This is a genomic window from Thiorhodococcus drewsii AZ1, assembly GCF_000224065.1.
Taxonomy (GTDB): Bacteria; Pseudomonadota; Gammaproteobacteria; order Chromatiales; family Chromatiaceae; genus Imhoffiella; species Imhoffiella drewsii.
Window position 1 is genome coordinate 1 of the sequence record NZ_AFWT01000041.1, and the last position, 22,979, is coordinate 22,979.

The 22,979-nt window shown below is 63.1% G+C and carries 22 protein-coding genes and 1 tRNA gene; 9 read left to right on the forward strand and 14 right to left on the reverse strand.

Annotation, left to right across the window (positions count from 1 at the left end; translation table 11 throughout):
- The 4 genes from tolA to ybgC form a co-directional block, all read right to left on the reverse strand.
- Positions 1-763: cell envelope integrity protein TolA (gene tolA / locus THIDRDRAFT_RS19330; RefSeq protein ID WP_007042599.1), on the reverse strand; the 763-nt coding region annotated here is incomplete at its 3' end.
- Between the two features lies 1 nt (position 764).
- Positions 765-1,208 carry a protein TolR gene (tolR, locus tag THIDRDRAFT_RS19335; RefSeq protein WP_007042600.1) on the reverse strand — a complete coding sequence of 148 codons (444 nt, stop codon included), beginning with the start codon at positions 1,206-1,208 and terminating at the stop codon, positions 765-767.
- Positions 1,209-1,227: 19 nt separating this feature from the next.
- Positions 1,228-1,902, reverse strand: coding sequence for a protein TolQ (tolQ, locus tag THIDRDRAFT_RS19340; protein WP_007042601.1), 675 nt, complete (start codon positions 1,900-1,902; stop codon positions 1,228-1,230).
- A 5-nt stretch (positions 1,903-1,907) separates the two neighbouring features.
- Complete coding sequence (gene ybgC / locus THIDRDRAFT_RS19345) at positions 1,908-2,369, reverse strand: tol-pal system-associated acyl-CoA thioesterase (protein ID WP_040845506.1); 462 nt, start codon at positions 2,367-2,369, stop codon at positions 1,908-1,910.
- 160 nt (positions 2,370-2,529) lie between these two features.
- Here ybgC and THIDRDRAFT_RS19350 point away from each other — a divergent pair, with 160 nt between their 5' ends.
- Positions 2,530-3,021 (forward strand): methyltransferase family protein, encoded by a 492-nt coding sequence (locus THIDRDRAFT_RS19350; RefSeq protein WP_007042603.1) that lies wholly within the window; start codon positions 2,530-2,532, stop codon positions 3,019-3,021.
- Positions 3,022-3,136: 115 nt separating this feature from the next.
- Here THIDRDRAFT_RS19350 and purL read toward each other — a convergent pair whose 3' ends face one another.
- The 3 genes from purL to rnr all read right to left on the reverse strand — a co-directional run bounded on the left by purL (position 3,137) and on the right by rnr (position 10,365).
- Positions 3,137-7,030, reverse strand: coding sequence for a phosphoribosylformylglycinamidine synthase (gene purL, locus THIDRDRAFT_RS19355; protein ID WP_040845514.1), 3,894 nt, complete (start codon positions 7,028-7,030; stop codon positions 3,137-3,139).
- A 202-nt stretch (positions 7,031-7,232) separates the two neighbouring features.
- Positions 7,233-7,979 (reverse strand): 23S rRNA (guanosine(2251)-2'-O)-methyltransferase RlmB, encoded by a 747-nt coding sequence (gene rlmB, locus THIDRDRAFT_RS19360; RefSeq protein ID WP_007042605.1) that lies wholly within the window; start codon positions 7,977-7,979, stop codon positions 7,233-7,235.
- A 1-nt stretch (position 7,980) separates the two neighbouring features.
- Positions 7,981-10,365: a ribonuclease R gene (gene rnr / locus THIDRDRAFT_RS19365; protein WP_007042606.1), complete on the reverse strand. Its 2,385-nt coding sequence runs from the start codon at positions 10,363-10,365 to the stop codon at positions 7,981-7,983.
- 116 nt (positions 10,366-10,481) lie between these two features.
- On the opposite strand from rnr, the gene THIDRDRAFT_RS19370 reads away from it, so the two are divergent.
- A tRNA-Leu gene (locus THIDRDRAFT_RS19370) sits at positions 10,482-10,568 on the forward strand.
- A 218-nt stretch (positions 10,569-10,786) separates the two neighbouring features.
- On the opposite strand, the gene pssA is transcribed toward THIDRDRAFT_RS19370, so the two are convergent.
- Positions 10,787-11,539, reverse strand: a complete 753-nt coding sequence (gene pssA, locus THIDRDRAFT_RS19375) for a CDP-diacylglycerol--serine O-phosphatidyltransferase (protein ID WP_007042607.1) — start codon at positions 11,537-11,539, stop codon at positions 10,787-10,789.
- A gap of 267 nt (positions 11,540-11,806) precedes the next feature.
- On the opposite strand from pssA, the gene hoxE reads away from it, so the two are divergent.
- From hoxE to THIDRDRAFT_RS19410, 7 genes are all read left to right on the forward strand, one after another.
- On the forward strand, positions 11,807-12,301 hold the full coding sequence (hoxE, locus tag THIDRDRAFT_RS19380) for a bidirectional hydrogenase complex protein HoxE (RefSeq protein WP_007042608.1): 495 nt from the start codon (positions 11,807-11,809) through the stop codon (positions 12,299-12,301).
- A gap of 1 nt (position 12,302) precedes the next feature.
- The gene (locus tag THIDRDRAFT_RS19385; RefSeq protein WP_007042609.1) at positions 12,303-13,919 is read left to right on the forward strand and encodes a NuoF family protein; all 1,617 of its coding nucleotides are present in this window, start codon (positions 12,303-12,305) and stop codon (positions 13,917-13,919) included.
- Positions 13,920-13,983: 64 nt separating this feature from the next.
- Positions 13,984-14,715, forward strand: coding sequence for a bidirectional hydrogenase complex protein HoxU (hoxU, locus tag THIDRDRAFT_RS19390; protein ID WP_007042610.1), 732 nt, complete (start codon positions 13,984-13,986; stop codon positions 14,713-14,715).
- Complete coding sequence (locus tag THIDRDRAFT_RS19395; RefSeq protein ID WP_007042611.1) at positions 14,712-15,269, forward strand: NADH-quinone oxidoreductase subunit B family protein; 558 nt, start codon at positions 14,712-14,714, stop codon at positions 15,267-15,269. The genes hoxU and THIDRDRAFT_RS19395 overlap by 4 nt, the downstream gene beginning before the upstream one ends.
- A gap of 44 nt (positions 15,270-15,313) precedes the next feature.
- Positions 15,314-15,601 carry a hypothetical protein gene (locus THIDRDRAFT_RS19400; RefSeq protein WP_007042612.1) on the forward strand — a complete coding sequence of 96 codons (288 nt, stop codon included), beginning with the start codon at positions 15,314-15,316 and terminating at the stop codon, positions 15,599-15,601.
- 55 nt (positions 15,602-15,656) lie between these two features.
- Complete coding sequence (locus THIDRDRAFT_RS19405; RefSeq protein WP_007042613.1) at positions 15,657-17,084, forward strand: Ni/Fe hydrogenase subunit alpha; 1,428 nt, start codon at positions 15,657-15,659, stop codon at positions 17,082-17,084.
- A 7-nt stretch (positions 17,085-17,091) separates the two neighbouring features.
- Positions 17,092-17,556 carry a hydrogenase maturation protease gene (locus tag THIDRDRAFT_RS19410; RefSeq protein ID WP_007042614.1) on the forward strand — a complete coding sequence of 155 codons (465 nt, stop codon included), beginning with the start codon at positions 17,092-17,094 and terminating at the stop codon, positions 17,554-17,556.
- A 66-nt stretch (positions 17,557-17,622) separates the two neighbouring features.
- Here THIDRDRAFT_RS19410 and THIDRDRAFT_RS24095 read toward each other — a convergent pair whose 3' ends face one another.
- The 6 genes from THIDRDRAFT_RS24095 to ribBA form a co-directional block, all read right to left on the reverse strand.
- On the reverse strand, positions 17,623-18,762 hold the full coding sequence (locus tag THIDRDRAFT_RS24095; RefSeq protein ID WP_007042615.1) for an SGNH/GDSL hydrolase family protein: 1,140 nt from the start codon (positions 18,760-18,762) through the stop codon (positions 17,623-17,625).
- 14 nt (positions 18,763-18,776) lie between these two features.
- Positions 18,777-19,544, reverse strand: coding sequence for a hypothetical protein (locus tag THIDRDRAFT_RS19420; RefSeq protein ID WP_007042616.1), 768 nt, complete (start codon positions 19,542-19,544; stop codon positions 18,777-18,779).
- Between the two features lie 245 nt (positions 19,545-19,789).
- Positions 19,790-20,743 carry a thiamine-phosphate kinase gene (gene thiL / locus THIDRDRAFT_RS19430; RefSeq protein ID WP_040845518.1) on the reverse strand — a complete coding sequence of 318 codons (954 nt, stop codon included), beginning with the start codon at positions 20,741-20,743 and terminating at the stop codon, positions 19,790-19,792.
- A gap of 10 nt (positions 20,744-20,753) precedes the next feature.
- Positions 20,754-21,245, reverse strand: a complete 492-nt coding sequence (gene nusB, locus THIDRDRAFT_RS19435) for a transcription antitermination factor NusB (RefSeq protein WP_007042618.1) — start codon at positions 21,243-21,245, stop codon at positions 20,754-20,756.
- 1 nt (position 21,246) lies between these two features.
- Positions 21,247-21,717, reverse strand: coding sequence for a 6,7-dimethyl-8-ribityllumazine synthase (ribH, locus tag THIDRDRAFT_RS19440; RefSeq protein ID WP_007042619.1), 471 nt, complete (start codon positions 21,715-21,717; stop codon positions 21,247-21,249).
- A gap of 109 nt (positions 21,718-21,826) precedes the next feature.
- Entirely contained in the window at positions 21,827-22,957 is a 1,131-nt protein-coding gene (gene ribBA / locus THIDRDRAFT_RS19445; RefSeq protein ID WP_040845510.1) for a bifunctional 3,4-dihydroxy-2-butanone-4-phosphate synthase/GTP cyclohydrolase II, read from the reverse strand.
- Between the last annotated feature and the right edge of the window lie 22 nt (positions 22,958-22,979).

Below are 22,979 nucleotides of genomic sequence, written 5' to 3' on the forward strand. Positions count from 1 at the left end.
GCGCCTCTTCGGCAAGACGCTGCTCCTCCTGTCGCCGAGCGGCCTCCTGGGCCTGTCGACGCGCCTCGGCCTCCCTCGCCAATCGCGCGGCCTCGGCTTGGCGCTGGGCCTCCAGCTCGGCCTGACGTCGAGCCTCTTGCTCGGCGCGACGGCGTTCCGCGTCCGCCTTGGCTTTGGCCTCTTCGGCGAGACGTTGCTGCTCGGCCTTGCGTTGCGCTTCCAATTCGGCCTGGCGGCGTGACTCTGCAGCCAAACGCTCGGCTTCCGCCTGACGTTGCGCCTCCAGCTCGGCTTGACGTCGAGCCTCTTGCTCGGCGCGACGGCGTTCCGCGTCCGCCTTGGCTTTGGCCTCCTCGGCGAGACGCTGCTGCTCGGCCTGACGTTGCGCCTCCAATTCGGCCTGACGGCGTGACTCTTCTGCGGCCAAACGCTCGGCCTCGGCCTTGGCCTTGGCCTTGGCTTGAGCCTCATCGGCACGCCGCTGTTGCTCGGCTTCCGCCGCCTGGCGTTCCTGTTCTGCCGCACCCGAATCGACTGCCGCCGCATCCTTTCCGGACGCAGCCTGACCGGCATCGAGCGCATCGGCCATGGACTCGATCGCACGCTCGGAGACGATCGTCGCCTTCACGACTCGGGCCTTGCTGGCGGCATCCAATGTCGGGCGATCCAAATGCGCCCCCAACAGCATCAGGAGCGCGAAGAAGAGATGCAGCCCCAACGACCAATAGAGGGCCTGGGGGTTGCGCCGCAGGATCTGCCACATGTTAGGGCTCGCGACGCTCCGGCGGGGCCGTGATCAGACCGACCTCGGCCGCGCCGGCAGACTGTGCGATGACCATGGCGCGCACCACCTTGCCGTAATCGACGCGATTGTCGGCACGCACCAGGATGGGCGTCTCGGGCTTGTAGCCGAGGACGACGCGAATACGGTCGTAGAGAATCTGCTCGCTCGCCGGCTGGTGCTTGTCCTTGCCGACGTCGATGTAATAGTCCCCGAACTCGTCCACGGTGATGACCACCGAATCAAGCGTCGGACTTTCGATGCCGCCCGCCTTCTCTTGCGGCAGGCTGACCTTGACCCCGGTGGTGATGAGCGGCGCCGTCACCATGAAGATGATCAACAGCACCAGCATCACGTCGATGTAGGGCACCACGTTGATCTCGGCCATGAGCCGACGGCGGTTGCGGCTGCGCGTGTGCTTGATCATGGCGTCGCGTCCCCGGCGTTCAGTCGCGGCCCTGGCGTTGGAGCAGGGTCGAGAATTCCTCCATGAACTCCTCGTAGCGGTTGTTGAGCCGCTCGACTTGGTTGGCGAAGCGGTTGTAGGCGATGACGGCGGGAATGGCGGCGAAGAGACCGATCGCGGTCGCGATCAGCGCCTCGGAGATTCCGGGCGCGACCAGGGCCAGAGTCGCCTGCTCGACGTTACCCAGCGCATGGAACGACTGCATGATCCCCCAGACGGTCCCAAAGAGCCCCACATAAGGGCTGGTGGATCCCACGGTGGCGAGGAAGGCGAGATTGGTCTCCAGGCGGTCCATGTCGCGGCTCAACACGACACGCATGGAGCGATCGGCGCCCTGGAGCACCGCCATCATGTCGTTGCCCTCGATCTTGCGCAGACGCACGTATTCCTTGAATCCGGCCCTGAAGATGGCGGCCAGACCCTGATTGCCCTTCTCGTCTTGGCTCAACTCCTTGTAGAGCGCGGTCAGATCGCCGCCGGACCAGAAGCGGTCCTCGAAGGCGTTGGCCGTCTTGCGCGCCTTGGCGAGCACCCGAGCGCGATCGAGGATCATGGTCCAGGACATCACGGACGCGACCAAGAGCACCAGCAGCACCACCTGGACGACGAAGCTGGCATGAAGCACCAGATCCAGCAAGGACAGATCGGAAGCCATCGCAATTACTCCGAGGAGGCGGGCACGGCACAGCCGATGCTCGACTGAATCGCCGCCGCCAGTTCAGACGGCAGACGACGTGGCCGCTTGGTCGTTGCATCCAAACAGACCACGTTCACCTCGCCACGGCAGCAGATCTTGCCGTCAGCGGGTCGCAGGACGCTCTGCTCGAACTCCATACTGGCCCCACCGAGGTGCGTGACTGCGGATCGAACCAGCAGAAGCTCGTTGAAGAGCGCCGAGTTCTGATACTCCAAATTGACTCGCCGCACGGCGAAGAGGATACCCTTGGCATCACGCAAGACGTCCTGCTCATAACCGATCGAGCGCAACCACTCGGTTCGCCCTCGCTCCATGAATCGCAGATAATTCGCATAGAAGACCACCCCAGCCGCATCCGTATCCTCGTAATAGACACGCACCGGCCAGTCGAAGGTCACGCCGGAAAGTTCGCTCGCATTCGCCATGATATCCGTCGGGTAAGAGGCCCCGCCTAAAAAGCCGATGAGTGTATCGGAAACCCAGAGCCTCGGCATCCTGTCATAACGGCTGGACGCTCAACAGATCGGGACGTCTCACCACTTCGGGTGAACGCAGCCTGAAATATCAAGCACCAAGGAAACATCAATGTCATTTCTGTCCTTTTTCAAGGGTCAACGCGGCGAGTACCTCGTCGCGCTCCAGTTCGTTCTCTTTTTCGTATTCATCCTGACGCCGACCTGGAATCCGCTCGCGACTCCAGGGCTACTCGAAACCCTGGCGCCGGCACGTTGGACGGCGCTCGCCCTATTCGGTTCAGTGGGGCTCGTGCTCGGCGGGCTGGGCTCGATGCATATCAAAGAGTATCTCACGCCCCTACCCTACCCGGTCGATCACAATCAGCTGGTACAGCATGGCGTCTACGCCTGGGTGCGGCACCCGCTCTATGCCAGTCAGCTCTTCGCCGCGCTGGGATGGACGCTCTTCACCCTCAGCCTTCCCCATTTGGCGCTGCTCGCGATCGGCTTCCTCTTCTTCGACTACAAGGCAGGCAAGGAGGAAGGCTGGCTGACCGAGCGCCACCCGGACTACCAGGACTATGCCCAGCGCGTGAGCAAGTTCATTCCATGGATCTATTGAGGGGAAGCTCCCAGCGGCCAGCCACCAGCATCCAGCTGGGTGCTGGGTGCTGGATGCCCGGAGACATGTTCTAAGGCTCGGGTTACCAGAGGGCGGCGACGCCCTCCCTCCCCTCTCAGCCCACCCAGACTCGGGCGTTGCGGAACAGACGCATCCAGGGACCATCCTGGCCCCACTCATCCGGGTACCAGGAATTCTGGACGGCCCGGAACACACGCTCCGGATGCGGCATCATGATGGTGACCCGACCGTCTAGCGTCGTGAATCCAGCGATTCCCTCTGGGGAGCCGTTCGGATTGGCCGGATAGCGCTCGGCGATACCCCCAGCATTTTCCACATAGCGCACGGCGACACCGGCGCGAGCCTCGGCCAGATGCGTCGCATCGCGGAACTCGGCCCGACCCTCGCCGTGCGCCACCGCGATCGGCATGCGCGATCCGGCCATGCCGGCGAGCAGCACCGACGGGGTCTCGGCCACCTCCACCATCAGGGTCCGAGCCTCGAACTGTTCCGAGCGGTTGCGCACGAAACGCGGCCAGTGATCGGCGCCCGGTATCAGCTCGCTCAGATTCGAGAGCATCTGACAGCCGTTGCAGATGCCGAGCCCGAAGGTATCGGAACGCTCGAAGAAAGACTGGAACTGATCGCGCGCACGCGGGTTGAAGAGGATGGTCTTGGCCCAGCCCTCGCCGGCCCCCAGCACGTCACCGTAGGAGAAGCCGCCGCAGGCCACGAGCCCCCGGAAGCGCTCCAGATCGATGCGACCGGCGATGATGTCCGAGAGATGGACGTCGACGCATTCGAAGCCCGCCGCATGGAAGGCGGCGGCCATTTCGATCTGACCGTTGACGCCTTGCTCGCGCAGGATGGCGACCGGCGGTCGCGCACCACGCTCGATGAAGGGCGCAGCGATGTCGTGATCCGAATCGAAGGTGAGGCTGGCATTCAGCCCCGGATCGGGCTGAACGATGCGGGTGAAGGCCTCGTCGGCGCACTCGGGATTGTCGCGCAGCGACTGCATCCGGTAGCTGGTCTCGGACCAGGCCTGCTGCAGATCGGTGCGATCGGCCTCGAAGAGGACGCTACAGCGGCGACAGACGCGAATGGTGTCGCTGTCGTCGATCATGCCGACGACCGGACTGAACTCGGCGAGCCCGTAATACTCCAGAATCTGCAGTACATCGTCGGTCTCGGTATGACGGACCTGGATGACCGCGCCCAGCTCCTCGCTGAACAGCGCCGCAACGTCGTCGCAACCGACCGCCGCCAAGTCCACGTCGATACCGCAATGCCCGGCGAAGCCCATCTCGCACAGAGTCACGATGAGACCGCCGTCGGAACGGTCGTGATAGGCCAGGATCAAATCCTCGCTGCGCAGCTCGCGGATCGCCGCGAAGAAACGCTTGAGCAGATCCGCATCGTCGAGATTCGGCCCCTCCTCGCCCAGCGCGCCGTAGACCTGGGCGAGACAGGAGGCTCCCAAGCGGTTCCGCCCCTGACCCAGATCGATCAGGATGAGGTCGGTATCGCCCTGATCGGTGCGCAGCTGCGGCGTCAGGGTGCGACGCACGTCATCGACGGGCGCAAAGGCGGAGACGATCAGCGAGAGCGGAGAGGTCATCTCGCGACGCCCAGCTTCGGCATCCTCCCAGACCGTCTTCATGCTCATGGAATCCTTGCCGACCGGGATCGCGATTCCCAGCTCGGCACACAGCTCCATGCCGACCGCGCGCACCGTGTCGTAAAGACGGGCGTCCTCGCCGGCGTGACCGGCGGCCGCCATCCAGTTGGCCGAAAGCTTGATGTCGCCCAGCGCCTCGATCGAGGCCGCAGCGATGTTGGTCAGCGCCTCGCCGACCGCCATGCGCCCGGACGCCGAGGCATCGAGCAGCGCCAGCGGGGTGCGCTCGCCCATCGCCATGGCCTCGCCACGGTAGCCGCGATAGTCGCTGAGGGTCACGGCGCAGTCGGCCACCGGAATCTGCCAGGGGCCGACCATCTGGTCACGCGCAACCTGGCCGGTGATGCTGCGGTCACCGATGGTGATGAGGAAGCTCTTGTCCGCCACCGTCGGCAGACGCAGCACCCGAAACAGGGCCTCGCCCAGATCGATGTCCTTGGTCGCGAAGGATGCCGCCGGAGGGGCAACGCGCGCCACGTCGCGCTGCATCTTGGGCGGCTTGCCGAACAGCAGCGGCAGCGGCATGTCGATCGGCTGATCCTCCAGCACCCGATCACCGAGCGTCAGACGCTCTTCCTCGGTTGCCTCGCCGACCACGGCATAGGGACAGCGCTCGCGTTCGCAGATCGCCTTGAAGGTATCCAAACGCTCGGCGGCAATCGCCAGGACATAACGCTCCTGGGACTCGTTGCACCAGATCTCCATCGGCGACATGCCGGGATCGTCGTTCGGAATCTCACGCAGCTCGAAGCGTCCGCCGCGCTCACCGTCGTGGACCAGTTCGGGCAGCGCGTTGGACAGACCGCCGGCGCCGACATCGTGGATGAAGAGGATAGGATTCTCCTCCCCGCGCGCCCAGCAACGGTCGATGACCTCCTGACAGCGGCGCTGCATCTCGGGATTGGCGCGCTGCACCGAGGCGAAATCCAGATCCTCGGCCGAGGCGCCCGAGGCCATGCTGGAGGCCGCGCCGCCGCCCAGACCGATCAGCATCGCCGGACCACCCAGCACGATCAGGGGCGTACCCGGCGGGAAGGTGTCCTTGGCGACGTGCTCGGCGCGGATGTTGCCCATGCCGCCGGCGAGCATGATCGGCTTGTGATAGCCGCGCAGTTCGGTCGCACCGTCCGAGGCGGGGATCTCCTGCTCGTAGGTACGGAAATAGCCCGTCAGATTGGGACGCCCGAACTCGTTGTTGAAGGCCGCCGCGCCGATCGGTCCCTCGAGCATGATGTCGAGCGCCGAGACGATGCGCCCCGGCTTGCCGAAATCACGCTCCCAAGGCTGCTCGAAGCCGGGGATGCGCAGATTGGAGACCGAGAAACCGCACAGACCGGCCTTGGGCTTGGCGCCTCGCCCGGTCGCGCCCTCGTCGCGAATCTCGCCGCCCGATCCGGTCGCCGCACCCGGATCCGGGGCGATGGCGGTCGGATGGTTGTGGGTCTCGACCTTCATGAGGAGATGGATCTCCTCCTCGGACTCGCAGTAGATGCCGGTCTGAGGACAGGGCATGAAGCGCCGACCGTCCCAGCCCTCGATCACCGCCGCATTGTCCTTGTAGGCCGAGAGCACGCCCTCGGGAGAGGTATCCGTTGTATGACGGATCATCTTGAACAGTGAGCGCGACTGAGGCTCGCCGTCGATGATCCAGTCGGCGTTGAAGATCTTGTGCCGGCAATGCTCGGAGTTGGCCTGAGCGAACATCATTAGCTCGACGTCGGTCGGATTGCGTCCAAGCGCCTGGAAGCTCTCGCTCAGATAGTCGATTTCGTCGTCGGACAGCGCCAAGCCCAGCTCGGCGTTGGCGGCGACCAGGGCCGGACGACCGCGCTCCAGCAGTTCGACGCGCTGTGCCGGGCGCGGATCGGCGCCCTCGAACAGACGATGAGCCTGCTCCAGATCGAACAGGGCGACCTGGGTCATGCGGTCGTGGAGGATCGCCGCTGCTTGGAGCAGCACGTCCTCGGCAATCTCACCCGTCTCGGATACGAGGTAATAGGCGGTTCCGCGCTCCAGACGTTGGATCTGGGTCAGACCGCAGTTATGAGCGATGTCCGTGGCCTTGGACGACCAGGGCGAGATGGTACCGGGCCTGGGCACGATCAGCACCAGCGCACCCTCCGGCGCATGCGCCGGAAGGCTCGGCCCATAACGCAGAAGACGCTCCAAGACGGACCGGCCGCTCGCGTCCAGATCGCCCGACAGTTGGGCGAAATGCACGAGCTCGGCATAGAGTTGAATCGGCGTTCCGATTTGCTCGCCGAGACGATCGGCAAGCTTGCGCAGACGGAACTCGGAGATGGCTGGGGCGCCACGGAGAACCAGCATCGGCGATTGCTCTAAGTGCTTGGAGTTGTCGGACATCATAACGTGACTCAGCGGGGGTGACGAACCCGCCCTGCGGCGGTGCCCGGAATCGCCCCGAGTTGAGGTTTAGGGAAAGCTCCCGAAGGCAGCCCACACGCCCAAAACACCGAACGAAACGGGATTCACTCGACGGGGCGTGGGGGACGAACACCTCGGAAGGCGTCTAGGGGTGTCGGCGCTGTCTCAGCGCCTCGTAGAGACAAACGCCGGTCGCGACCGAGACATTGAGACTCTCGACGCAGCCATGCATGGGGAGTCGGACCAGTGTGTCGCAACGCTCGCGGGTCAGACGGCGCATCCCGGTCCCTTCGCTGCCCATCACCAGCCCCAACGGCCCGACCAGATCGGCGGCATAGAGATCGGTGGACGCCTCGCCGGCGGTGCCGGTGAGCCAGATACCACGCGACTTGAGCGCGTCCATGGTACGCGCCAGATTGGTCACCTGATAGTAGGGCATGGTCTCGGCGGCACCGCTCGCGACCTTGCACACCACAGGCGTCAAACCGACCGCGTTGTCCTTGGGCGCAATGACGGCATGGAGCCCCACCGCCTCGGCGGTACGCAGACAGGCACCGAGGTTGTGCGGATCCTGGACCTCGTCGAGCAGCAGCAGGAAGGGCGGCCCCTCGATCCGATCCAGATGCGCGCTCAGATCCTGCTCGGTGAGCGACACAGGCACCCGCACCCAGGCGACCGCGCCCTGATGCTTGGCGCCGGAGACGGCCTTATCCAGGTCATCTCGATCCATGAGACGAACCCTGACACCGCCCTCGCGCGCCAGATCCGCCAGCTCACCCAAGCGACGGTCGCGACGCGTACGCTCCAACCAGAGCTCACCCACACCTTCGGATCCGAACTTGAGTGCGCTGCGAACGCTGTGAATGCCAGCAACGGAAGAATGGTCCTTCATTTCAATCGGAGGACGCCTGGCCGCTGGGCTTGCGCTTGCGCCGATTGCGTTGACGCGGCTTTTTGGAACCAGCTGGCGCCTTGGCACCCGATGGTGCCGCGGAACCGGACGGCGCCTTAGAACCGGATGGCGCGGCGGACTTGTCCTTCGCACGCCCGGCCGACTTGCGCCGCGACGAACCATCGGTCTGCGAGCCAGACGGCTCGGCGAGCACGAAATCGATCTTGCGATCGTCCAGGTTCACCGCCGCGACCTGAACGCGCAGACGGTCTCCCAACCGATAGACGGTTCCCGTGCGCTCGCCGTGCAGACGGTGACCGATGGGATCGAAGTGATAGAAGTCGTTGTCCAGCGCGGTGATATGCACCAAGCCGTCGACGAAGAAGGTATCGAGTTCGACGAAGATGCCGAATGAGTTGACGCTGGTGATGGTGCCGTCGAACTTTTCGCCCAGCTTGTCCTGCATGAACTCGCACTTGAGCCAATCCTCGGCATCGCGGGTCGCCTCGTCGGCGCGACGCTCGGTGCCCGAGCTATGCTCTCCGATCTGCTGCAACTCGGTGCCCGAGTAGTCCATGTCGGCCGTCGTGCCGCCCGCCAGCAGATGCTTGATGAGCCGGTGCACCACCAAATCCGGATAACGCCGGATCGGCGAAGTGAAATGGGTGTAGGCATCGTAAGCCAGACCGAAATGACCGGCATTGTCGGAGCTGTACATGGCCTGCTGCATGGAGCGCAACAGCACCGTCTGAATCAGACGCCAGTCCGGACGACCCTTGACCTGTTGGAGCAGCTCGGCATAGTCGTGCGCGGTCGGTTTGGGTCCGCCAGGCAACTTGAGCGCCAATCGATCCAGGAACTCGCGCAGATCGCTGAGCTTCTCCTCGCTCGGCGTATCGTGGATGCGATAGATGGCCGGAATGCGCTTACGCTGGAACAGACGCGCGGCGGCAACGTTGGCCGCCAGCATGCACTCCTCGATGAGCTTGTGCGCATCGTTGCGCACCTGCGGCACGACCGCCTCGATACGCCCCTGGTCGTTGAAGGCGAACTTGGTTTCGGTGGTGTCAAAGTCGATCGCTCCGCGCTGGACCCGCGCTTGGTGCAGCACGTGATAGAGCTGATAGAGCTCATGCAAATGCGGGAGCAGCTCCGCGTATTTGCTGCAAAGCTCCCCGTCCCCATCGACCACCATGGCCGCGACCTGATCGTAGGTCAGTCGAGCATGGGAGCGCATCACGGCCTCGAAGAAGCGCGTGCGCGTGACCTTACCCTCGGCGTTCACGTACAGCTCCGCCGTCATGCACAGCCGATCCACATGGGGGTTCAGCGAGCAGAGACCGTTGGAGAGGACCTCGGGCAACATGGGAATGACCCGATCGGGGAAATAGACCGAGTTGCCGCGCGCATAGGCCTCGGCATCCAAGGCGGTCCCGGGGCGCACGTAGCTCGACACATCGGCGATACAGACCAGGAGCTTCCAGCCCTTGGGCTTGCGCTCGCAATAGACGGCGTCGTCGAAATCGCGCGCATCCGCCCCGTCGATGGTCACCAGCGGGAGCGCACGCAGATCGGTGCGACCTTCCTTCGCGGACTCTGGAACCTCGGAACCCAGGGCAGCGATCTCGGCCTCGACCGTCTCGGGCCACTCGATCGGCAGATCATGGGCGCGGATCGAGATATCCGTTTCCATGCCCGGCGCCATGTGGTTACCCAAGACCTCGGCCACGCGGCCGATCGGCTGGGTCCGACGCGTCGGCTGATCGATGATCTCCGCAACGACGATCTGACCCTGCTCAGCCCCATTGATGCGATCGCTTGGGATGATGATGTCGTGCGTCAGACGCTTGTTGTCCGGCACCACGAAGCCGACGCCACTCTCTTTATTGAGACGACCGACGACCGAGCGCGTGTTGCGCTCCAGGATCTCGACCACGGCGCCCTCAAGCCGACCGCGACGATCGCGTCCACTCACCCGCACCACGACCCGGTCACCGTGAAAGAGCGCGCGCATCTCCTTGGGATAGAGATAGAGGTCGTCGCCGCCCTCGTCCGGGCGGACGAACCCGAAGCCATCCGGATGCCCGATCACGCGCCCGGCGATCAGGTCGCGCTTATTGACCGGACAAAAGGCCTGATTGCGATTTCGAACCAGCTGACCGTCGCGCACCATGGCGCCGAGACGGCGATCCAGCGCGACTAGATCCTGCTCGTCCTGCAGCTCCAGGATAGTGGCCAGTTCATCGAAGGACAGAAGGGCACCGTTGCCGGTGATCGTTTCGAGGATAAATTCCCGGCTAGGGATAGGGTTAGCGTACTTTTTCGCCTCGCGCTGGCGATGAGGGTCCGCGTCTCTCGCGGTAGTGGATGATCGACGTCTTGCCACGTGAATTCAGTATCTCCAGAAAAATGTTAGTGTACCCTTGACACGACCGACATGTCTCTCTAATATTCGCGGCTCACCACGGGGACACACCGAAAACGATGGTTCCCGGCCCCTTTGCCGAGGTGGCGGAATTGGTAGACGCGCATGGTTCAGGTCCATGTGAGCGAAAGCTCGTGGAGGTTCGAGTCCTCTTCTCGGCACCAAATTCTTAGGATGTCCAATCAAAGGGCTCCTGCCCTAAAGGCGCTGCATATGCAGCGCCTTTTTGCGTTCCGGCGCATCAAAACACCCCGCTCGACGTTCCTACATAAAGAAGCGCGGCCCAGCCTACTGGAACTTCGCTTCCCGAGCCAGCGACTCACAACCAACGCGCGACCAGACCCGCGAACCCAAGGCGCGCCTGGACTCGCGAGAACGGTCATCAAAGCATTTCGCGGCGGCGCTTCGCCCGATTCTGTCGGATCACCATCAGGGTCCAGGCCGGTCCCGAGATGGCATAGGTGAGCGCGAGCAGGAAGAGTACCAGCGGCGGATACACGAAGACTACCGCAAACCCCAGCATCACCCCCACCGCCAGCAGAAAGGGCACCCGTCCCTGTAGGTTGAGCTGTTTGAAGCTCTGGTAACGGAAATTGCTGACCATCAGCAGACCGGCACCCGCCGTCAGGAAGGCGGCAAACCAGGACACATCGGACCCCTCGACGCCCAGATCGCTGGCGGTCCAGATTCCGCTCGCAATGATGGCCGCTGCGGAGGGACTTGCGAGCCCTTGGAAATAGCGCTTATCGGCGATACCGACCTGTGTATTGAAGCGTGCCAGACGCAGCGCGGCGGCGGCCGTATAGACGAAGGCGGCCAACCAGCCGATCTTACCCAGTTCGCCGAGCGCCCAATGATAGGCAACAAGGGCCGGCGCCACGCCGAAGGCGACCATATCCGACAGGCTGTCGTACTCGGCGCCGAAATCGGTCTGGGTATGGGTAATACGAGCGATACGCCCATCGAAGCCATCCAAAACCATCGCGGCGAAGATCGCCAGCGCGGCGGCCTCGAAGCGATTTTGGGTCGCGGACAAGACGGCGTAAAAACCCGCGAACAAGGCGGCTGTGGTGAAGAGATTTGGCAGGAGATAGATGCCACGCGGTCTTTTGCGGGGAGGAAGCGTTTCGTCCATAGTATCGATAGTCGGTTGAGAAAGGGGCCTGATGACCTGGGCAGTATAGCGGTCGCTGCTCGGCCGCCGGAAGGACGGCGGCGGAAAACGGGCTTGCGATAACGGCCTCGATCGGACCCTATCGCGAACACGAATCTGTCATACACTTGCGCCATAGTGTCCGCTCACCGGACCCCAAGATCCAGCATTTCCGCCGACGTGGGGCTCGACTCATCACTCCCCGCGAAGACTCGACAAGGCACTGTACCCATCCGCTCGGGAGGTGACATGACGCTGCAGCAAGCCAAACCGCCGTTGCCCAGCGCCGACACGCGCTGGAAGCTCATCAACGCCACCATGCGCCGCAACGGCTATGCCGGCCACGCCCTGATCGAAACGCTGCACAGCGTTCAGGACGCCTTCGGCTATCTCGACGAAACCTCACTGCGCTTCGTCGCCGCCTCGCTGGATTTACCATTGAGCAAGGTCTTCGGCGTCGCCACCTTCTATCACATATTCATGCTCAAGCCGAAAGGACGTCACACCTGTGTCGTCTGCACCGGCACGGCCTGCTATATCAAAGGGGCTGGAGAGCTGTTGGACGGCATCCAAGCGCACTTCGCCATCGCACCCGGAGAAACCTCCGAGGACGATCGACTCTCGGTGCTCACGGCACGCTGCGTCGGCGCCTGCGGACTGGCCCCGGCGGCCGTCCTGGACGGCGACGTCCTGGGCAAGCAGACCTCCGACACGCTCACCGCCAAGCTTGAGGAGTTGGACTGATATGCATCTGGAAGATCTCGCCGAAAAGGCCGCCGAATTCCGCGCCGAAGAGGCCGCCATCCAGCGCGAGGTTCGCGTCTGCATGGCGGCCAGCTGTCAGTCCTCGGGCTCGCTCGCCGTCATGGACGCGCTCAAGGATGCCTGCGGTGACGGCAACGGAACCTGCCACGTAAAGGGCGTGGGCTGCATGGGACTCTGCTCGGCCGGCCCGCTGGTCGCGGTCGCCGACAAGGACTGCGGTCTCGATGCATCCCTGCTCTATCGCGACGTGACCCCGAATGACGCCCCGGACATCATGGGCAGCGTCTGCGGGGCACCGGTGGAGCGCCTGCGCTGCCCGACCGACCAGCCCTTCTTCGCCCGCCAACACAAGATCGTGCTGGAGAACTCGGGGATCATCGATCCGGACAGCTTCAAGAATTATGTCGCTGCGGGCGGCTACGCGGGGATGGTCCGCGCGCTGAGCGAAATGACGCCGGCGGACGTGCTGCGCGAGGTAACGACCAGCGGACTGCGCGGTCGTGGTGGTGGCGGCTATCCGACCGGGCTCAAGTGGTCGACCGTCGCCAAGATGCCGGCCGGACAGAAATACGTCATCTGCAACGCCGACGAGGGCGATCCGGGCGCCTTCATGGACCGCGCCGTGCTGGAGTCCGACCCCCATCGCGTCCTTGAGGGCATGGCGATCGCCGCCTATGCCATCGGGGCCAATAAGGGCTACATCTATGTCCGGGCCGAATACCCCCTCGCGGTGGAGCGGCTGCAAACGGCGCTGCGCAAGGCCAAGCGCGCCGGCTTCCTCGGCAACAAGATCGCCGACACCCAGTTCAACTTCGAGATCGAGATCCGGCTCGGCGCTGGCGCCTTCGTCTGCGGCGAGGAGACCGCGCTCATGGCCTCGATCGAGGGTCTGCGCGGCCAGCCGCGCCCGCGCCCGCCCTACCCGGCCGAATCGGGTCTCTGGGGCTGTCCGACCCTCATCAACAACGTCGAGACCTTTGCCAACATCGCCCCCATCGTTCGCGAGGGCGGCGACTGGTTCGCCTCGATCGGAACCGAGCGATCCAAGGGCACCAAGGTCTTCGCCCTGGCCGGAAAGATCCATAACACGGGTCTGATCGAGGTGCCGATGGGCACCAAGCTACGCGACATCATCGAGATCATCGGGGGCGGCATCCCCGACGACAAGTCGTTCAAGGCGGTACAGACCGGCGGCCCCTCCGGCGGCTGCATCCCCGATCGACATCTCGACATCCCGGTCGACTACGACAGCCTCAAGACGCTCGGCACCATGATGGGATCGGGCGGCATGATCGTCATGGACGAGACCTCCTGCATGGTGGACGTGGCCCGCTATTTCATGGAGTTCTGCATGACCGAGTCCTGCGGCAAATGCATTCCCTGCCGCACCGGCACCTGGCAGATGCACAGCCTCCTGGACAGGATCGCCAAGTCTCAGGGCACTCAGGCCGACCTTGCCTTGCTGGAGGAACTTTGCGAGGTGGTCCAGGCCACCAGTCTCTGCGGCCTGGGGCAGACGGCGCCGAACCCCGTCCTCAGCACACTGCGTTACTTCCGCGACGAGTATGAGGAGAAGCTGCAGCTGCCGACGAGCTGACACCGCCCACCACCCAGGCGCCAGCGATCCCGAACCCGAACCGACGACCCTTCACGGAGCCACCATGCCGCGACCAGCTAACCAGCCGAACGTCCGTGTCGTCACACTCAAGATCGACGATCTGGATCTGTCCGCACGTGAGGACGAGACCATCATTGAGGTCTGCCGCGAAAACAAGATCCCCATCCCCAGCCTCTGCTATCTCGATGGGCTCTCGACCTGGGGCGCCTGCCGTCTGTGCGTCGTGGAACTGGAGGGTCAGAACCGGTTGACCGCCGCCTGCTCGACCCGGGTTGCCGAGGGCATGCAAATCCATACCAACACCGAGCGGCTGCAGCGTTATCGACGCACCATCATCGAGCTACTGTTCGCCGAGCGAAGCCATATCTGCTCGGTGTGCGTCTCCAACGGGCATTGCGAACTCCAGTCGCTCGCGCAGCGCTGCGGCGTCGACCATGTACGCGTTCCCTACCGCCAAGCGGCCTACCCCGTGGACAGCTCGCACGAGATGTTCCGACTCGACCACAACCGCTGCGTCCTCTGCACCCGTTGCGTACGCGTCTGCGACGAGATCGAGGGTGCCCATACCTGGGACGTCATGGGGCGCGGCAGCGACTGTCGCGTCATCACCGACCTAGCCCTGCCCTGGGGCGAGAGCGAGACCTGTACCGGCTGCGGCAAGTGCGTCCAGGTCTGTCCCACCGGGGCGCTCGTCAAACAGGGGACCTCGGTCGGAGAGATGGTCAAGGACCAGCACTTCCTGCCAATCCTCGCGCGCCGGAGACATGCACGATGAGCAATGACCCGACAAGCACTGGGCACAAGATCACGGTCGCCACCACCTGGCTCGACGGCTGCTCGGGCTGCCATATGTCCTTTCTCGACATGGACGAGCGTCTGATCGCACTCGCCGATCAAATCGACATCGTCTACAGCCCGCTGGTCGACACCAAGGAACTCCCCGAACAGGTGGACGTGGGTATCTTGGAGGGCTCGATCAGTTCGGACGACGACCTGGAAAAGGCGAAGGAGTTTCGCCAACACTGCAAGCTGCTCATCAGTCTCGGCGACTGTGCGGTCAACGGCAACGTCCCCTCCATGCGGAACCATTTCAAGCTCGCCGATGTCATGGATCGAGCCTACCGCGAGAACGTGACCCTGCAGCCCCAGATCCCGGTGCACGGGGTTCCGAACCTGCTTGGCACCGTCAAACCCATCCATGGGGTGGTCGCAGTCGATCTCTTCGTGCCGGGGTGCCCGCCACACGCCGACGCCATCTGGTATGTCTTGAGCGAACTGATCGAGGGCCGGACCCCCGATCCCAGCCAGGTCACCCGGTTCGGAGCTTGACACACAAGACCACCATCACAAGAAGACAACCGGAGACAACCACGTTGAGCGACTCACAATTAGAGGCAGGCGTCATCGTCGCCATATTGGATCGAATGAGCACCCAACGCCTGCCACGGGCGCTCGACCTCAAGGAGAAGGTGGACCAAGGCGAACGCCTCGATAGCTTCGATATCCAGTTCCTGCAGGATGTGTTCGAATTCACCCAGAGCCAGCAGCACACATGGGAGAACCATCCCGAACTGCAAAATATCATCGCCAGACTCGTTCATCTCTATCACGAGATCACGACCAAGGCGCTGGAAAACGAAGAAAAGGCAAGCGACGGCTGACACCCTTCAACGCCGCAGCAATCGACTTCATCGTCATGCACAAGGGGCCGAATCTATGAGCCGAACCCTCACGATCGAACCAGTGACCCGTATCGAGGGGCACGCCCGCATCACCCTTCAACTCGGTGACGGCGGCGAGGTAGAGGACGCCAAGTTCCACCTCACCCAGTTTCGCGGATTCGAGAAGTTCTGCGAGGGTCGCCCCTACCGCGAGATGCCGGCCCTGACCGCGCGCACCTGCGGCATCTGTCCGGTCAGTCATCTGCTCGCCTCGAACAAGGCCTGCGACCACCTGCTCTCGGTCAGTATCCCACCGACCGGCGAGAAGCTGCGGCGCATCATGAACCTCGCCCAACTGGTCCAGTCGCACGCCCTCTCCTTCTTCCACCTTTCATCGCCCGACCTGCTGCTGGGCTGGGATGCGGATCCGGCCTCGCGCAACATCTTTGGCGTGATGCGCCAGGAGCCGGCCCTAGCGAAGGACGGCATCCGTCTGCGCCAGATTGGCCAGACCATCATCGAGATGCTCGGCGGCAAGAAGATCCACCCCACCTGGGTCGTTCCCGGCGGCGTGAACGAACCTCTGTCGCAAGAAAAGCGCGACGCCATGCTCAAGCTCCTACCGGAAGGGCTGGAGATCGCCAAGCGCACCTATGCCTTCTTCAAGACGCTGGTCCCCAAATTCCTGGACGAGGCGAACCACTTCGGCAACCAGCCGACCATGTTCCTGAGCCTGGTCACGCCGAAGGGCGATCTGGAGCACTATGACGGGCTGTTTCGGCTCAAGGATGCCCAGGGGCGCATCCTGGAAGACATGGTTCCCCCAGAGGATTACGAACGTCTGATCGGCGAGGCGGTCGAGGACTTCAGCTACATGAAGTTCCCTTATTACAAACCGCACGGCTATCCCCAGGGCATCTATCGGGTCGGACCCCTTGCCCGACTCAACAACGCCAACACCTGCGGCACGCCCTATGCCGACGTCGCACTGGCCGAATTCCACATGCTCCAGGAATCCGGCCCCATCGCCAGCAGCTTCCACTATCACTATGCGCGACTGGTCGAGATCATCTTCGGACTGGAGATGATGGAGCGCCTCCTCAAGGATCCAGCCATCTTGGATAGCCGGGTCCGGGCGCGCGCGCGCAGCAACCGCTCGGAAGGCATCGGCGTCTCCGAGGCACCGCGCGGGACACTCCTCCATCATTACCGGATCGACGACGACGGGCTCATCACCTGGGTCAACCTCGTCATCGCCACCGGACACAACAACCTGGCCATGAACCAGGCCATCCGCCAGGTCGCCGACGCCTATGTCGACGGCAACGACCTGCGGGAGGGCATGCTGAATCGCGTCGAGGCGGTCATCCGCTGTTTCGACCCCTGTCTGTCCTGCGCCTCGCATGCCGTCGGCCAGATGCCGCTGCGCATCGAACTGCTCGATCCAGCCGGGCGGCTGATCGACACGCTCAACCGAGACTGAGCGCCTCGTGAAGACACTCATCATCGGCTACGGCAGCCCGATCCGGGGCGACGACGCGTTGGGGCCACTGGCCGCAGATCGGCTGGAGAATGCCGAACTGCCCGACCATGTGGCGGTGATCTCGCGCCATATCCTGACCGCGGAACTGGTCGCCGACCTCATGGAGGCGGATCGCGTGATCTTCCTCGATGCCGCCGTGGACGTGAAACCAGGGGTGGTCAGCTGCCGACGACTCGAACCGGATGCCACCGCCGTCTCGACCATGGCCCATTTCCTCGACCCGCGCGAGTTGCTCGCCTGGTGCCAGAGCCTCTACGACCATACCCCAGAAAGCTATCTCATCTCCGCCGGCGTCGCCTCGCTCGATTACGCCAGCTACCAGCTCACACCCATCGCCGAATCCGCGCTAGAGCAGATGCTGGCGGCCGTCGGTCGACTCATCAACGAACCGACCGACGCCTTGCCTGGATAGAACGAACGCGAAATTCGGGAATCAAGCACGCGCGGACGCGCATGATCGATCGAGCGCTGCCTCGGCTTACGGATCGAGCAGATCCTGATCGCGCAACCAAGCGGCGATGCGCTGGGCGATCAGTCGATTGCCCTCTGGCGAGACATGTGCGCGCAGAAAGAGTCCGCCGAGCGCTTCCGGCCCATGGGTCTGCACGTGCTTGACGAAGAGCGAGACCATCTCGATACAGTCGAGCGAACGGGCCTCGCAATGATCGATGATGTGCTGGACCGCGTTGGGCAGACGACCGGTACGCAGCATTTCCTGGACCTCTTCCCGCTGCGGTAGAACCAACAACAATGGACGCGCCTCCTGTTTGCGCGCATCGGCAAAAAAGCGGTCGAAGATCGCGAACATGAGCGAGCGCGGCTCCTCCTGCTCCCAAAGCTCCGCCCAGGGCCGAGGATTCATATCGGTCACCGGCCGTTCCATCTTGCCGGAGATGGCCTCCTTCCAGATACGCTGATTCAACAGGATGGCGCTATATGGAAAACCCAGAACCGGATACTCGTCGCGATTGAACCACCAGTCATGCTTGCCAACGGAGCGCAAAAAGGCGTCGTCCATCAGATTGGGCAGATCCGCCTTATCCTGGACGGGATTTTCCAATAGGGTTAGCTCGCCGTCGCGCTGGATGAATCTCGGCTTGGTGAAGTGGAGCTGGGTACCGGGATAGTAGTAGGGTCGATAGACATTGACCGTGCGGTTGATGTTCTCCGTGATCAGACCGAGCGTGACCACCGGCGTCCGATGGCTCGAAAATTCGTCTCGGAAACGAAGATAGGCCTGCCCGGTCCCAAAACCCCCAACGCCGTAATTGAAGACATCCGAGCCTGTTTCATCGGCCAGGAAGGTCTCCCAGGTCTGGTCGTCCTCCACCTCGTCGCAATGGGTATAGGAGTCCCCATAGGCCGACATCAGCGCCTGACCGTAAGAACGCACGCGTGGACGCTCGCCCTGCGGCGTCGAATAGTGCTCGCTCCACCCCAGACGCGCGTCGAAATGTTTCTCGGCCAGCGGAAGATCGGTCTTGGGCAGGCGATAGAGCTCCGTATCCAGGAAGGTGAAGCGATCCTGAAAAGCGCGGAAGACGCCGAAGCTCATGAGTTCGATCGTCCCCAGCAGAAAGAGGACGAGACAGCCATAGAGGAACAGTTTGCGGGCCATGTGGATTCCAGTGATCAATAGGTGCAGGCTTCGCGGACGGGGACCACCCGTTCGAGTGCGGAAACAGCTTTTTGAACCAAGGCGTTAGACTGCGTCTGATCGACGCCTCGGTCGACGATTTTGACGAAGGTTCGCTCACCGTGCGGATATTGATCCTCACCATCGAACCAGGACCAGGTATCCAGCCCGGCCGGATTGGCATCGAACTCGGTGCGCTGGTAGATACCGCGAATCGCGTAGAAGGCGTCCGAGGAAAACCTGGTACGAAATGCCGGCAGATGCCAGTCGCCGAGATCGAGGTACACCGCCTCATCTTCGTGAAAGATAACCACCGTGTTGAGCGCCCAAACGTCCTTTCCATGTCGCGCGGCCGCCTCCCTGACCGCTCGGTTCACCCAGCGATGATGGACATGTCCGTACTCGCCCCAGTTGTTGTGGGTCACGATCCGAGCGAATTCGGGCTTGGCGACCCAAGGCTCGACCGCCGAGAGGATCCGCTCATAGTTCCAGTCCTTCTCGCGCTCGCAACGATCAAGCAGACCAAAGCTGTCCAGCCACTCCTGATCCGTCGCCGTGCCGGCAAACAGGCTACGCCATCGGTCTTGATAGGATTTCGAATGCTGGGCCACAACGCAGGCATGGGCCGGCGCCGGCGGAGCCGCCGCAAGCAGCAGCGTGGCGGCGGAATCCTGAAAGGGCTGCATCCAGAGCAGGTCGTCGTCCTGATGGGCGAAAACGAGGAGCGTAGCCCCGTCGTCGAAACGTTCATCGGTCGATGGCATGGGAGTCGGTCGGTATTGGCGCGGTCACCGCGAACGGTGAGCCAGAAACGCATCAAAAAGATCGCAAGGATCGGAAAACGGAAACGAAAGCGAGACCCGAAACCATTGAGGATCAGGCTCCGTCTGAACGATCAAAGCACGGAGAGGACAGGATTCAGGAATCGGACATTGGGAAACCGAAGCGAGCGTAAAGGACAAATCGGGAAGACATCGTGAAGACTGGAGGGCGAAATCCGTCGCTCACACTATTGGAGAAAATGATCGTAACCGACCTGAGCAAGGGGCCAGATATCCCCGCCTGGGAGACGGCAGGTCAGGCCGGAACCAGCACGAATCACCCCGATCTGGGCAACGGAACAGCCCAAGGAAGCGGCAAAATCCTTGACCTGCATGAGCCGCTCGGCAGGCAGACAGAAACAGAGCTCGTAGTCGTCGCCGGACGCCAGGGGCAACCCCCAATCCGATGATTCAGACACCGCATCGGCAACCGGAGGCGATAGCGGCAGCTTCATCAGATCGATCTCGGCCGCAACCCTGGAGGCGTCGAGGATGTGCCCCAGATCCGCTGCCAAGCCATCCGAGATATCGATCATGGCGGTCGCGAGACCACGCAGACGCCGACCGAGCTCAACCCTTGGGGTCGGATATTCGAGCCGACGCCGTAGGCTGGGATCGACCGCCTCGCCCGCAAGCAGGTGGCGCAAGGCAAGGCCCGCATCGCCAAGGGTTCCACTGACGCAGACCAGATCGCCCACGCGCGCGCCGCCACGACGCACCGCCGCGCTCGGGGGCACGAAGCCGTGGACCTGAACGGTCACGCTCAATGGACCACACGTGGTATCACCGCCGACCAGACGCATGCCATAGGGCTTCGAGAGACGGGAATAGCCCGTGGCGAATTCGCGCACCCAATCCGAATCGACCCGAGGCAAGGTCAGCGCCAAGGTCGACCAAGCCGGATCGGCACCCATGGCAGCGAGGTCGCTGAGTCCGACAGCGAGCGATTTGTATCCCACAGCCGACGGATCGCAGTCGGAAAAGAAATGGGTGCCCGCGACCAGCGTGTCCATGCTGACGGCGAGCGACTGGCCCGCCGGGACCTCCAGCAGCGCGCAGTCGTCGCCAACGCCGAGCCCCACGTCGGAACGGCAGGGGCCGACATCGGTGAAACAGGCGCGAATCAGATCGAACTCGGACAGGCTCACGGACTCACACCTTGCGGTTCATGTCCCCGGCACGGCGTCGGGCGATCTTGTCGAGGACGCCATTCACGTATCGGTGCCCCTCATGAGCGCCGAGCAGTTTGGTGAGCTCGACCGCCTCGTTGATGGCGACCCGATCTGGAATATTGTCCGCGAAAAGGATCTCGAAGGCGCCAAGGCGCAGAATGGCCAGCTCGACCGGATCGACCTGACTGATGGGACGGTCGAGAAAGGAATCCAGCTGGGTATCGATCTCCTCGATATGCTCGGGCACCCCGGTCAGCAACTGTTCGAGCAACTCCAGATTGAAGTTGAAACGCTGCCCGTTCTCCAGGGCCTCGTCATCGCCGACACCGCTCAGCGAGGCGGCAACGGCATCCAGCCATTCCGGGTCGTCGAGCAGATGACGCTTGATGGACATGGGGTCGTCGCCGGTCAGACGCCATTGATAGAGCGCGAGCGCAGCATAGCGCCGCGATTGAGTACGGGGACTCACCATGTCAGTCGATCTGCCTCAGAAGGTCCACCATTTCCAGGGCGGACATGGCGGCTTCGGCGCCCTTGTTGCCGGCCTTGGTGCCGGCACGCTCGATCGCCTGCTCGATGCTGTCGACGGTCAGCACGCCGAAGGCCACCGGCAAGCCATACTTGAGGCTGACCTGGGCCATACCCTTGACGCACTCACCGGCAACGTACTCGAAGTGCGGGGTGCCGCCACGAATCACGGCGCCCAAGGCGACGATGGCGTCATAGCCGCCCTTGGCCGCGATCCGCTCGATCGTCACCGGCATCTCGAAGGCACCGGGGACGCGTACGATGGTCAGGTCCTCGTCGGTCGCACCGTGCCGCTTGAGCGCGTCGATCGCACCCTTTTCCAGACTTTCCACCACGAAACTGTTCCAGCGGGACACCACCAGGCAGAAACGGGCACGGTCGGCGCGCATGGCGCCTTCAATGGTCTTGATCGTCATAGAACCTCTAGATGAATCAGCGTCTATCTCTATCTATCTTGGACACCGGGTGCATTCGCCCTGATCGCGTGGCGGTCGCCGATCGGTCTCCAGCCAGACGGAATGGGCCTTAGCTCGGCCGTCCACCGGTATATTCCACGACCTCCAGATCGAACCCGGAGATACCGTGCATCGCCTTGGGCGCACTCATGACCCGCATCTTGCCCACACCCAGGTCGGCCAAAATCTGGGCGCCGATCCCGTAGGTACGCAGTTCGTTGCGGTCCTGACGGCGGGACGGGACCTGATCGTCGCTATCGTGCAACTGGAAGTCCTTGAGTCGAGCCAACAGGTCTTCGGAGCCGTCACGATTGCGCAGAACCACGACGACCCCCTCCCCCTCCGAGGCCACTTGACGCATCACATCCTGCAACGGCCAACCGCAGGCATTGTGAGTCGTCCCGAAGAGGTCGCAGAGCGTGTTCTGCAGATGCACACGAACCAGCGTCGGGCGATCGGCGCGGATCTCACCCAATGTCAGGGCCAGATGAATCTCGTTGTCGATGGTGTCGCGATAGGCCACCAGGCGGAAGTTTGCATAGGCGGTCGGCAGTTCGCACTCGCATTCGCGCCGCACGGCCTTTTCGTTGCGGACCCGGTAATGAATCAAATCGGCGATGGTGCCGATCTTGAGATCGTGCGTCTTGGCAAAAGCCTCCAGATCCGGGCGGCGCGCCATAGTGCCGTCCTCGTTCATGATCTCGACGATCACGGCGGCGGGGGTGAAACCAGCCAGACGCGCCAGATCGCAACCGGCCTCGGTATGGCCGGCGCGCACCAGCACGCCGCCCGGCTGCGCCATGACGGGGAAGATATGGCCCGGCATCACCAGATCCTTGGGACCGGCGTCCGAGGCGACCGCTGCCTTGACGGTGGTGGCACGATCCGCCGCCGAGATCCCGGTGGTCACGCCGCGCGCGGCCTCGATCGAGACCGTAAAGGCGGTGGAATGGGCAGCCTGGTTGTCATTGACCATTAGGGGCAGGCGCAAACGCGTGCAGCGCTCCTTGGTCAGGGTTAGGCAGATCAGGCCGCGTCCATGTTTGGCCATGAAGTTGATCGACTCCGGGGTCACGCAGTCCGCGACCATCAGAAGATCGCCTTCATTCTCGCGATCCTCGTCGTCCATGATGATCACCATCTTGCCTTGACGCAGGTCTTCGATGATCTCTTCGGTGCTGTTCAGGCCTGGGCTGGTCATAGGTGTCAGTGCGTCGATCATG